Raw genomic sequence first — 12,784 nt, forward strand, 5'->3', positions numbered from 1 at the left:
TTATGTCACGTTACCTTATTTTTATTTTGGCGTATTGCTTAGGTGCCATTCCTTTTGCCTACATAGCAGGTATGATCAAAGGAATTGACGTACGTCGGCATGGTAGCGGAAATATCGGCACAACCAACGCCTTTCGTCTTTTAGGTGTCAAGTTAGGCATTTTGGTATTGTTAGGAGATTTCTTGAAAGGCGCCTTATCCGTCTCTCTGGGTCTGTGGGCCTTTGGACCTTGGGGCGGTATTGTCGGCGGGTTACTGGCCATGGCAGGGCATAGCTGGAATCCGCTTTTTGGCTTTCGGCCCAGCGGGAAAGGGGTTGCGGCGGGCTTCGGAATCATTACGGTTCTGATGCCTAAAATCACTTTAATAGCCGTGTTAGTGTTTGTCTTGGTCGTATGGTTAACCCGCTATGTTTCCATGGGATCCGTCAGCGGTGCTCTCACAGTGCTTATTTTAGTCTTTGTTTTTCCGCAGCCTATTGCTTATCAGGTTTTTGTTGTAATTGCAGTTCTGGCGGTTTTTGTTCTTCATCGCTCAAATTTTCAACGTGTCTTAAATGGTACGGAGAATAAATTTGGAGAAAAGAAGAAGTAGTACTAAAGTTTGGATATGGGGGGACGTTAAATGCCTAACGTAGCGGTTTATGGGGCAGGAAGCTGGGGAAGTGCGCTTGCAGTTCTCCTGGCAAAAGCGGGTCATCAGGTTGCGCTTATTGGTCGGCATGCTGAAGAAATGGAACTTATGAAGAAGCGTCGAGAAAATGAGCGTTATTTGCCGGGTGTTCCTTTGCCGCCGGAACTGCTGCCTACAACAGATCTCACTCTTTTAAATACAGATCTCCTTGTCTTCAGCGTTCCTTCTCATTGTGTCAGGGAAGCAGCCCGGCTGGTCAAGCCTTATCTAAAGCCGGGATGCATTGTGGTTAATACGGCGAAAGGGATGGAAGAGGTGACTCATCTGAGACTTTCTGAAGTCTTAAAGGAAGAGCTTCCCGATAACCCTGTTGCTGTCTTGTCTGGTCCCAGTCATGCCGAAGAGGTGGGCAGGGATATGCCGACCACTGTTGTGGTTGCCTCAGATGTGGAAACGGCAGAAACAGTTCAAGATATGATGATGACGCCAACCTTTAGGGTTTATACAAATCCCGATGTCATCGGTGTTGAACTTGGCGGAGCCTTAAAGAATGTCATTGCTTTATGCACCGGAATTGCTGAGGGGTTAGGGTTCGGTGATAATACAAAAGCTGCTCTCATGACCCGGGGCTTAGCCGAAATAGCCCGTTTGGGGGTAGCTATGGGAGGAAATCCTCTTACCTTTGCCGGCTTATCGGGGGTTGGAGATCTTATTGTTACTTGTACCAGCTTGCATAGCCGCAATCGCCGGGCCGGAGTTGCCCTTGGCCAAGGCAAGCCTTTAGAAACCGTGCTCAAAGAAGTAGGGATGGTCGTCGAAGGTGTAAAGGCCACTCGCATAGCCCATAACCTGGGCCTGGAAAATAATATTCCTATGCCCATAACGGAACAGGCTTATAAAGTCTTATTTGAAGGTGCCGATCCGCAAATTGCCGTATCAGATTTAATGCTGCGGGGCAAGCGTCATGAACCGGAAGACGTTTTGGAGATGAGTTGGCTAAAATAACATACATATTTTTGCTTTGAGTGACATAGACGTAGAAGAGGTTGTTTTAATAGCCTTTTCTGCGTTTTTTTGTTGTAATAGTCAAGTTTTCTATAGGTGTCATATTTATTCCAAAAAGCCAATATACTTATACTGCTTAATGTGCTAGTCCAGTTATTGGGAATCCACGCGGTACAGGAGGTGGAAGGGGAGATAAGGTGGAGGCCCTTCCCCAAATTTTGGGACAGCACTCAAAAGGGAGGGAAATTACTAATGGAAAAATTAGACATTTTCAGGGATATCGCGGAACGAACAGGAGGCGATATCTACCTCGGTGTCGTTGGGCCAGTCCGTACGGGAAAGTCCACCTTTATCAAACGGTTCATGGACCTCCTTGTCCTGCCCAACATTCCAGACGCCTTCGAACGGGAACGGGCTAAGGATGAACTTCCTCAAAGCGGGACCGGGAGAATGATCACGACGACGGAACCTAAGTTTATTCCATCAGAATCCGTGGAAATCGTGGTAAAGGACTCTATTTACATGAATGTCCGGCTGGTTGACTGTGTAGGGTACAATGTGGAAGGTGCTTTAGGTTACGAAGCTGAAGATGGTGAAGAACCACGCATGATGAAGACATCATGGAGCGACGAACCCATGACATTCCAGGATGCGGCTGAAATGGGCACCCGCAAGGTCATCTCTGATCATGCCACCATAGGTGTTGTAGTAACAACGGATGGTTCAATTACTGATATCCCGCGAGAAGCGTACTTAGACGCCGAAGAACGAGTAGTTTCTGAACTAAGACAACTGGGCAAGCCCTTTGTCGTAGTCCTGAATACCACCCATCCTTATGCAGAGAATACCATGGAATTATCCCGTTCACTGGAGGAAAAGTATGCAATCCCGGTTATCCCTGTGAATTGTCTGGAAATGACTCAGGAAGACATCACTCAGATCTTGGAAGAAGTTCTCTACGAATTCCCCGTAGCTGAAGTCAATATTGATCTGCCCAAATGGGTTGAGGAATTGGATCCCTCTCACTCCGTGCGAGCGGCTTTTGAGAATGCTGTTCGCAAGGCTATTGAAGGAGTACGCCGCCTGCGGGACATTGATCTGGCTTTGGACGCTTTGTCTGAATGCGAATATGCCCAGGATGTTCTGCTGAAAGAAATGAATTTAGGAACTGGCATTGCCAATGTTGAAATTACTGCTGTGGAAGGGCTCTTCAAAACCGTCCTGCAAGAACTAACAGGTATAGAAATTGAAGGAGATCATTCCTTGCTTCGCTTAGTCCTGGATTACAGCAAGGGTAAACGAGAATGGGATAAACTTGCTGATGCAATTGAAGAAGTTCGTGTCAATGGATATGGCGTGGTCACTCCACAACTTGAGGAAATGTTCCTGGATGAGCCTGAGCTTGTGAAGCAAGGGGGACATTATGGTATTAAACTAAAAGCCAGTGCTCCGTCCCTGCATATTATCAGAGCGGATGTTACAACGGAAATTACCCCCTTAATCGGTACGGAAAAACAAGCGGAAGAACTCGTAAAGTATATGCTGGATGAGTTTGAAAGCGATCCGAAAAAAGTATGGCAATCCAATATCTTCGGCAAATCCCTCCATGACTTGGTCCGGGAAGGAATCCAAAACAAACTCTATCGCATGCCCGACAATGCCCAGCATAAACTGCAGGATACACTGCAGAGGATTGTCAATGACGGCAATGGAGGCCTCATCTGCATCATTATCTGATAACTTAACAAATTAAAAAAGGGAACGTTGACACGCACTTTGCGGTATCAGCGTTCTTTTTTTATTTTAGAAACTAATCCAAAATACAACCTTGCAAAAAAATTGAGAGTAAGAAAATCTGATTAAGTGACACTTGATTACATAACGTATTGTGGATTAGAACTGTACAGCTTGTGTTATAATTATATGAATTTTAAATAAATTATTTATTTATTTACTTTTAGGAAAAGTATAAAATTAATGTTGTTGGAGTAGCGGATTCTTGGATGTAATTGATAGTTTTAAAAGTTAAAGGGCAGGGTTTAATATGATAAAAAAATACAATGATTCAGACGATTTGATGGTTGAACTTAATGCTATTTTCGAATCATCCTATGACGGCATATATTTGACTGATTCTGAAGGGAATACGTTACGTGTTAATAGTGCATATCAACGAATTACAGGTTTATCACTTGAACAGCTAATAGGCAAGAATATTAAAGACATAGTGAAGCAAGGGTTAATCAGTGAATCGATAACCTTTAAAGTACTGGAACAGAGAAAAACAATTACAATGAAACAGACGATCAGTACTGGAAAGGAAATCTTAGTTACAGGAAACCCAATTTTTAATAATCAGGGGGAAATTATCAGAGTTGTCACTAACGTTAGAGATATGACTGAGCTTAATAACTTAGAAAGAAAATTAGAACATTCCAGGGAGCTCCAAGTCTTCTATGAGCGCGAAATTCATCAACTTAAGAATAAACGGAATCACAAGAAGATAATCTTTAAAAGCGGGCAAATGCAAAATGCAATTGAAATGGGAGAACGTCTTGCTAGAGTGGATACTACGGTTCTAATTCAAGGGGAATCAGGGGTAGGTAAAGAATTAATAGCTGAGCTAATTCATGAAAATAGCTCGAGATCCTTAAAAGGAACTTATATAAAAATTAATTGCGGTGCGATACCTGGAGATCTACTGGAATCAGAACTCTTTGGCTATGAAGAAGGTGCTTTCACCAGCGCGCGAAAAGGTGGAAAAGCGGGATTATTTGAAATTGCCGATGGCGGTACAATTTTTCTAGATGAAATCGCAGAACTTCCACTTAAACTCCAAGCGAAATTGTTAAGAGTGCTTCAGGATAAAGAGTTGACAAGATTGGGGGGGGCAAAACCAATCAAGCCTGATGTCAGAGTTGTCTCCGCGACAAATAAAGATTTGTATGAGATGGTAAAACAAAAATTATTTCGTGAAGACCTTTACTATCGACTTAATGTTGTGCCACTGTTAATACCTCCTTTGCGTGATAGAGTAGAGGATATTCTGCCGTTAACCTCATATTATCTGGAATACTTTGCAAAGAAGCATAAGATTATTAAAACACTTTCCCCTAAAACGATGAAGTGCTTCTTATCCTATTCATGGCCCGGAAATATCAGAGAATTAATAAATACTCTTGAAAGACTGATAGTGACGGTAGATCATAATATTTTAGAGCCAACGGATTTACCCAAGGCATTATTGTCAGAAATCCAAATTCCCGAACTTCATGCAAGCTACTCTTTAATAGATTCGGTAGCTTGTTTGGAGAAGAAAATGATAACGAAAGCCTTAATGGAACTAAGAACAACTAGAAAAGCTGCAAAAAAATTAGGGATTAGTCAATCCTGTTTGATAAAAAAAGCCAAAAAATACGGCATTATTTTTCAGAATTCTTGGTCTACTGAAAACTAATATGCTTTTACATATTTACCTGCACTCAGCGATTCAATTTGATTCCAAATTGAATCGCTGAGTAAATTTTTAATCATGGATAAAAATGATTGTTCATTGTATTTGCTTTAATTTAATCTTGTTGGAATAAATTTGTTTGGTTTTGTTGTTGTTTGCAGTTTAATTATAAGAATTATAAGAATTAAAAAATTTTTCAATAAATTTGAGTCCTAATGGACTCAGTTTTTCATTTAATAAAATTGTGTTCTATCGACGAAATGCCGAATTAACTGATTTTTCAAAAATGGCACAATAATTGCTAATATAAAACGATAGTATTGTGAAAGGAGGTTATAATAACGGTCATTATTTTTATGATCATATGACTATCTAAAAAAAGGGGGATTAGTATGGCCTTTATGTTGCCAAGTGCACGAAGAAAACAAGGAGATGAACAACCTTATATTCCAATGGGAATCTTTAAATTTAGACTACCTTTTATCCACTATGGTGTTGAGGTACCGGAAATAATCCAAGCTATTTTTATGTTTGTGACCGGACTAGGGGCAACAGCGTTTCTTCAAGATATGTTCGGTATTTCTTTTGAAGTAGCGTTGACAATTGTTTTATTTCACGAGATAACTTACAGTTTGCACCAGTTATTTGGAGACCCTATTATAGCCGGTTGGATAACACCTGCCGTTCCGCTAACCATTGGGTTTCTATCAAAGTATGCTATGGGTGTGGATCGAATCGAGGCACTCATAGCCTTGCAGATCACGGTTGGTTTATTATTCCTTGTGTTAGGTGTTACCGGATTGGCTAAAAAATTGTTGGACATTGTACCTAATTCAATGAAAGCTGGCATCATTTTAGGAGCAGGTATGGCTGCAGTTATTGGTAAATATGGTTTTTTACCCCTTGCTTCAGGAGGCGTAGGATTTGCCAAATATCCTGTATCCATGTCGGTGGGAATTGTGATTGCGTTTTTTCTTCTCTATGCCAGAGGATTTAAGGAAATGAAGAAAAAAGCTGGCTCTATTATTACTACCCTTGCCAAATATGGAATGGTACCAGGAATAATCGGTGCCATGATCGTTGGAATGTTAGTAGGCGAGGTTCCAGTTCCTAAGATTACTGAATGGGGCTTCTTTGTTCCTCGTATTAGCGAAGTATTTCAAACCTATAATGCATTTGGGATAGGCTTTCCAAGTTTATCTGTCTTCATCGCAGCATTGCCGATGGCAGTAGTAGCTTACATTATCGCTTTTGGAGACATCGTAATTGGCCAAACAATAATAGAGAAAGCTAATGAATTTCGAGATGACGAAGAAATCGATATGAACCCAAATCGAACCAATATTTTATGCGGCTTCAGAAATATGATAGAAGGGACGTTCTTTCCAACACTTACTCTTTCAGGTCCGCTCTGGGCTGCTATGACAGTATCAGTAGCAGAACGATATAAACAAGGGCGTCAAGCTATGGATTCCATCTTTGGAGGCTCAGGAACCTTTAATATTGTAAAGTGGATGTGTGTTTTGTCGCTGCCGCTAGTAGCTTTCTTTAGACCAATACTCCCGATTGCTATCGCTCTTACTATTATGGTACAAGGGTTCGCTTGTTTCTATATTGCCATGGAGATGGTAAAAACAAAAGAAGAACAAGGGGTAGCAGGAGTTGTTGGTGCTATTTTAGCTATTGGAGGTCCTATTTATGGGCTGGCGTCGGGAATTATCCTTTATATAGTAGTACAAAAGCTAGGGGTACCAGGAGGAAGAATAAGTAATCAGGTTAATAAGGCAGTAAATTAACAAAATTCAAGGAGGCAATCTACCAATGACATTTAGTTCTTTTTCATTCAAAGTTCCAGGTGAAGTAATATATGGTGAAAATAGTATTTCAAAATTGCCAGAAATACTCTCAACTATGAGCTTGACAAATGTATTGGTTATATCGGACCGAGGGTTAGAAGCAGCTGGAATGGTAAAAAAAATAACGGATGTTCTGGATGCAGCTTCCACAAAGTATTCAATATTTCTGGACGTTGAAGCTAATCCATCGTGTGATACTGTTGATAAAGCAACAGCTATGTACAAAATGGAAGGATTGAATGGTATTGTGTGTTTAGGGGGCGGTAGCCCAATGGATACAGCAAAGGCCATAGCAGTGCTGGCATCGAACGGCGGTAAAATCCAGGACTATGAGGGGGCTAACAAATTCAAAAGCACTTCGGTCCAAATCCTTGCTATACCTACAACAGCCGGTACAGGGAGCGAGGTAACTCCTTTTGCAGTTATAACAGATAAGGAGAAAAACTATAAGCTAACAGTCTTTAGTTATGAAATTGTGCCGGAAGTAGCTTTACTCGACCCTAGTATGATATCAACACTTCCGGCTCTAGTAGCGGCAGCAACGGGTATGGATGCCCTTACACATGCAGTAGAGTCCTACCTGTCACGAGCATCGTCTCTTTTTTCAGATGCTATGGCTGAGAAGGCAATGGAATTGATAGGTATGAACATTAGACGATTTGTAGCTAATCGAGGTGACGTTGAAGCCGCCTCTGGTATGTTGCTCGGTAGTATGTTTGCGGGGATAGCTTTTTCTTGGGCGAGGCTGGGAGATTGCCATGCAATGGCTCACCCATTAGGTGGATTTTTCGGAGTTCCGCACGGTATTGCAAACGCTATATTGCTGCCGACAATACTGGAATTTAATGCTCTTGCTGATAATGGAAAATACGAAAAAATATATAACTATATCAAACGTGCAGATAACGGTAGTTCATTTGTACCGGAAATGTTGGTAAATGAAATAAAGGAATTGTTAGAGCAACTAAGCATTCCAAAAACCCTTTCGGAAGTTGGAGTAAAACAAGAATTAATCCATGACATGGCGATTGATGCTATGAAAAGTGGGAATGTTCTGATTAATCCGCGCCAAACATTGTTAGCTGACATTGAGGCTCTCTATCAAAAAGCATTGTAATATTCATAAGGGGGTACAAAGTTTGACTTCGGTACCTCCTTATCTTACTTTAATTCGAAATGGAGAGTGTTGAAGTTGTTTATTTATAGAATTAATATGACAGATAAAACGTTTATAAAAGAAGAAGTGTCCCAAAGATATAAACATTTAGGTGGAAGAGGATTTACTTCGCTTTTACTTAGTGATGAACTGGATCCGAAATCTTCTCCCCTTGGAGATGAAAACAAGCTGGTAATAGCACCGGGGCTGTTGACTGGTACAATTGCTCCATCATCAGGGCGCACTTCCATTGGGGCTAAAAGTCCTTTAACTGGAACCATCAAAGAGAGTAATGCAGGAGGAACTGCAGGGCAGTATTTAGCGGGTCATAATATTAAAGCTTTGATAATCGAACATCTTCCTAAAGATAAAGAAGATTCTTCGATTATTATCGTAGAAAAAAATAATTTAAGATTAGAAGTCAGAAATAACCTAAGGGGATTGGGAAATTACGATACCGTAGCTAATCTACGAAGTGAATTCGGAGATCAGTGTTCGATTATTTCGATTGGTCCTGCTGGTGAAGTGGGGTCAGCTATGGCAACAATAGCATTCAGCGATCCTGAAGGAAGACCATCAAGGCATGCCGGAAGAGGCGGCTTAGGTGCTGTGATGGGAAGTAAAGGTGTTAAAGCAATTGTTATTAGTAAATCGAATGATTCTGTTCCTGAACCCCGGGATAAGACGAGATTTTTGGAAATCGTCAAGAAATTTTCGCTTGAATTATATCAAACTAAAAAAGGACTTAGAGATTATGGAACCGCTTTATTAGTTAATGCCATTAATGCTGTAGGAGGGTTACCGACTCGTAACTTTAGTATGGGATATAATGACCAAGCTGAAGAGTTTAGTGGAGAAAGGCTTAATCAATTATGTAACGAAAGAAAGGGACAAACCGGACATGCCTGTTCAAGAGGTTGTGCAGTACGATGTTCCAATGTCTTTAATAATGGCCAAGGCGATTATGTAACCGCGAGTTTAGAGTATGAAACGATTGCCTTGTTAGGTTCGAATTGTGGAATCAATAATCTAGATGAAATTGCTCAGTTAGACAGACTGTGCGATGATCTGGGTTTGGATACGATGGAGACGGGTGTAAGTTTGGGTGTTGCTATGGAAGGGGGTGCTTTGCAATTTGGTCATTTTGAGCAAATGAAAGAAGCTATTAATGATATCGTAACAGGGGTTAAAATAGGCCGAATCATTGGACAGGGAGCTGTTGCAACAGGGAGAATACTAAAGGTTAGCAGAGTTCCTGCGGTTAAAGGTCAAGGATTATCGGCATATGATCCGCGAGCTTTGAAGGGCACTGGAGTAACTTATGCTACCTCGCCTATGGGAGCGGATCATACTTCCGGCAACTGCCTGCCAGGACGCGGAGGATTAAAACCTTATGAAGATAATGGTCAAGTTGATCTATCAAAAAATTTACAGATCATAACCATGATCTGCGATTTCCTGGGGATTTGTATTTTCGTCGGACCAGTACAAGAGAATATGCCAGTATTTTCAGCTTTAGCAAGCTCCTTTACTGGCGAAGAAATAAATGAAGAAAAGCTATATGATCTAGCCCGTTCGATCCTAGAAAAAGAAGTTGAATTTAATGTATTAGCAGGAATCGACAATGAACAAAATGATCTGCCTAGGTTTTTTAGAGAAGAACCTTTGCCTAACAATGGATACTTTTTTGATATACCAGCAGAGGAATTAAAGAATTTTAAATACTAATAGTCAAAAATTTCGGTATGATTTATTTCCCACTAATTATTAGGAACGCTGATTCAAATGTATCCAGCGTTCTTTTTATTGCTTTTATAAACAATGCTAGTCTTTATTTAATAAGTGAATTAATTTGTATTATCATTGTATTCTTAAAAGATCATAAGGAAAAAGGTTTCCTTAGAAGGCTTACAATAAATAGACTAAGCTTTAAATACATTATTTTGTATATTATTATTATTAATTGTAATTGATATTATTGATATCAATTACTTTAACAATTTGCTAATGAGAAAAATGACGGGTATAGTAAAGAATGCAAGTAGAACATAGGAGTGAAAAGTGATGGCAGAACAAGAAAGTAACCAATTTAATAAAAATCCTCAAGAATGTAAAAATCATTTGCTTTATCAAAAGGATGGATTTTTAGCAAGGATTATACTAAACAGACCTGAGAAGTACAATGCCTTTTCTTTACCGATGATTAATAAATGGGCAGAAGCTTTACAAGATGCCCAGGAGGATCAAACTATTAGGGTTATTGTGGTAACTGCCAAAGGTAAGGCTTTTTCTACTGGTGGTGATGTCGATGCCATGTTACAAGGAAAGGGATTTCTCGGGTGCGATGACAATAATGAGACTTGGGGTGTGAAGGCCATTGACCGTAAGCGATCTTTGACGAATCATATCCATAAAATTGCTCTAACATTAGAACTGATGGATAAGCCTGTAATTTGTGGTATTAATGGAATGGCGATAGGGGCAGGCCTTGATATGGCGCTAATGTGTGATATCAGGATTGCCGCAGCAGATGCCCAACTTTCTGCAGGCTATGTAAAAGCTGGTGTTGTTCCGGGTGACGGTGGAGCTTTCTATATGCCACGTTTGGTAGGAGTTGCTAACGCTTTGGAACTCTTATGGACGGGAGAGTTCATTTCTGCATCTGAGGCAAAAGAAATGGGTATGATCAACAAAGTAGTTCCTGCTCAGGAATTAGAATATGCCACCTTAGAGTTAGCCAAAAAAATTGCCGAATCTCCTCCAGTATGCGTTCAAATGATTAAACGGGCCGTTTATTCTGCACAACGAACGAACGACTTGCGAACTGCTTTAGATTTAATTTCTTCGCAAATGGCAATTGTCTCGGAAATGTCCGACCATAAAGAAGGACTAAATGCGCTTAAGGAGAAGCGTAAGCCGCTCTTTACTGGACAATAAGCAATGATCTGTTAGAGAACATTAATCTTTCATTGTATACAATAATTCTTACTGGAAAATAAAAGATTATGGCTTGTGAAAGATTCTTAATCTGATCGGACAGAAGTTGAGAATTGAACGATTGTTTTGGGGAATATGACTTGTATGTAGAACTTAAGAGAGGCCCAGGAATAGGAAGATACATTCCTATTCCTGTTTTTTTTCTGATTTTATCAAATAAAAAAATGTCTTACTATGGGATTATTTAAAAAAAATAAATCAATAATAATAAAGATATTTAAAAATGCATAATTTAGGTCATAAAAATTTTTTAAAGATTCAGAATTTTATGATTAAATCCATTGTTTATCTGTCAATATCTAGATAAAATATGTTATAGGAGGTGTTGATGCGTGAGAGTATATGTAAAAGAGAAAATCGATTATCTTCAAGCGCTGGCCTATTCAATCCATAAAGGTGAAGAAAGGGAGATTAGACAGTCATTAGAATTCCTTCTCACAGTTGTTGCCTTAGAATGTGACCCTGGGCAGGTTACTACACTCGTAAACTTTGCCAATAGTATTAAATTTGACCGTGAATTATACTCTGACAGGTCAGAAGGAAGAAACCTAATTAATTTTCAACTAACAAATTACAATTATCAATTAGACTAACGGAATTTACCAAAACATCTGTTGGCAAGACAAAAAAAGTTTTGCACCTGATTTATGAAAAATCCGTAGAGGATTTTTCATAAATCAGGTGCAATTCAATTTATTTATACAATGATAAAAATAATAAAGTTTGTGAATTATATAATAATTTTAGTAAAAGGGTTATAATGAATTGACAATTGTTCGCTCATAAATGGTTTGTGGGTTGACATATAAAATCTATTGTGGAAGGATAGGGATAGCATGAAGGTTAATACGATGTTTTTTAGTGCCACAGGAACCACTAGAAAAGTAGTGTCGAGAATCGCTGAGAAAATTTCTGAGAACCTCGAAAAAGGAATGGTTGTAAAGAGTTTTGATTTTACACTACCCAATGCTAGAAAAGAACCCGTGTCTTTTACAAAAGAGGAAATAGTGGTTGTAGGAGTTCCAGTCATTGCGGGAAGAGTTCCCAATGTATTATTAAAATATTTGAATTCTATCAAGGGTAATGACGCCTTAGCAATTGCAGTAGTTCTTTACGGAAATAGAAATTATGATGATGCTTTAATAGAGTTGAGAGATATCCTTCAGCTGAACGGTTTTAAAGTAATTGCTGGCGGCGCGTTTATAGGCGAGCACTCATTTTCCAAAATTCTTGCCAAAGATAGACCGGATGAAAAGGATATGGCAATTGCCAGTGATTTTGCTGATCAAATATATTCAAAAATAACTGCCGAAGCTGATTTCCAAATTGTCAACGTCAAAGGAAAGTCTCCTTATCGCGATTATTATAGGCCTAAAAATCTACAAGGCGAACCAGTTGATATTCGGAAAGTCACTCCACTAACCAATAGCGATTGTAACAATTGTAAGCTTTGTGTAAGTGTCTGTCCTATGGGTTCCATCGATAAGGAAGATGTGTCAAGGTTAATTGGAATCTGCATCAAATGTGGTGCTTGTATTAAGAATTGCCCTACTCAAGCCAAGTACTATGATGATGAAGATTATCTAAGACATAAATACGAACTAGAAATTGAATTTGCTTCTCGAAGAGAACCAGAGCTATTTCTATAAAAACTAAGATTCAGTCACACCCCACTGTGTTAACA

Annotated in this window: 10 protein-coding genes; all 10 read left to right on the forward strand. The window is 39.6% G+C overall.

Annotated features, from left to right (window positions below):
- The first annotated feature begins 2 nt into the window (after positions 1 to 2).
- The 10 genes from plsY (at position 3) to DESOR_RS05735 (ending at position 12,749) form a co-directional block, all read left to right on the forward strand.
- Positions 3 to 593, forward strand: a complete 591-nt coding sequence (gene plsY, locus DESOR_RS05690; RefSeq protein ID WP_014183651.1) for a glycerol-3-phosphate 1-O-acyltransferase PlsY — start codon at positions 3 to 5, stop codon at positions 591 to 593.
- A gap of 30 nt (positions 594 to 623) precedes the next feature.
- On the forward strand, positions 624 to 1,637 hold the full coding sequence (locus tag DESOR_RS05695; protein WP_014183652.1) for an NAD(P)H-dependent glycerol-3-phosphate dehydrogenase: 1,014 nt from the start codon (positions 624 to 626) through the stop codon (positions 1,635 to 1,637).
- A 252-nt stretch (positions 1,638 to 1,889) separates the two neighbouring features.
- The gene (spoIVA, locus tag DESOR_RS05700) at positions 1,890 to 3,374 is read left to right on the forward strand and encodes a stage IV sporulation protein A (protein ID WP_014183653.1); all 1,485 of its coding nucleotides are present in this window, start codon (positions 1,890 to 1,892) and stop codon (positions 3,372 to 3,374) included.
- Positions 3,375 to 3,681: 307 nt separating this feature from the next.
- The gene (locus DESOR_RS05705; RefSeq protein WP_014183654.1) at positions 3,682 to 5,094 is read left to right on the forward strand and encodes a sigma-54 interaction domain-containing protein; all 1,413 of its coding nucleotides are present in this window, start codon (positions 3,682 to 3,684) and stop codon (positions 5,092 to 5,094) included.
- Between the two features lie 389 nt (positions 5,095 to 5,483).
- Positions 5,484 to 6,887 carry a permease family protein gene (locus DESOR_RS05710; protein WP_014183655.1) on the forward strand — a complete coding sequence of 468 codons (1,404 nt, stop codon included), beginning with the start codon at positions 5,484 to 5,486 and terminating at the stop codon, positions 6,885 to 6,887.
- Between the two features lie 25 nt (positions 6,888 to 6,912).
- Positions 6,913 to 8,064: an iron-containing alcohol dehydrogenase gene (locus DESOR_RS05715; protein WP_014183656.1), complete on the forward strand. Its 1,152-nt coding sequence runs from the start codon at positions 6,913 to 6,915 to the stop codon at positions 8,062 to 8,064.
- A gap of 66 nt (positions 8,065 to 8,130) precedes the next feature.
- Entirely contained in the window at positions 8,131 to 9,831 is a 1,701-nt protein-coding gene (locus DESOR_RS05720; RefSeq protein WP_242832460.1) for an aldehyde ferredoxin oxidoreductase C-terminal domain-containing protein, read from the forward strand.
- A gap of 336 nt (positions 9,832 to 10,167) precedes the next feature.
- Positions 10,168 to 11,040: an enoyl-CoA hydratase/isomerase family protein gene (locus DESOR_RS05725; protein ID WP_014183658.1), complete on the forward strand. Its 873-nt coding sequence runs from the start codon at positions 10,168 to 10,170 to the stop codon at positions 11,038 to 11,040.
- A 392-nt stretch (positions 11,041 to 11,432) separates the two neighbouring features.
- Positions 11,433 to 11,693: a hypothetical protein gene (locus DESOR_RS05730; protein ID WP_014183659.1), complete on the forward strand. Its 261-nt coding sequence runs from the start codon at positions 11,433 to 11,435 to the stop codon at positions 11,691 to 11,693.
- A gap of 243 nt (positions 11,694 to 11,936) precedes the next feature.
- Positions 11,937 to 12,749 (forward strand): EFR1 family ferrodoxin, encoded by an 813-nt coding sequence (locus DESOR_RS05735; protein ID WP_014183660.1) that lies wholly within the window; start codon positions 11,937 to 11,939, stop codon positions 12,747 to 12,749.
- Positions 12,750 to 12,784 lie beyond the last annotated feature (35 nt).

Origin of the sequence: Desulfosporosinus orientis DSM 765, assembly GCF_000235605.1 — a bacterium.
Lineage (GTDB): Bacteria > Bacillota > Desulfitobacteriia > Desulfitobacteriales > Desulfitobacteriaceae > Desulfosporosinus > Desulfosporosinus orientis.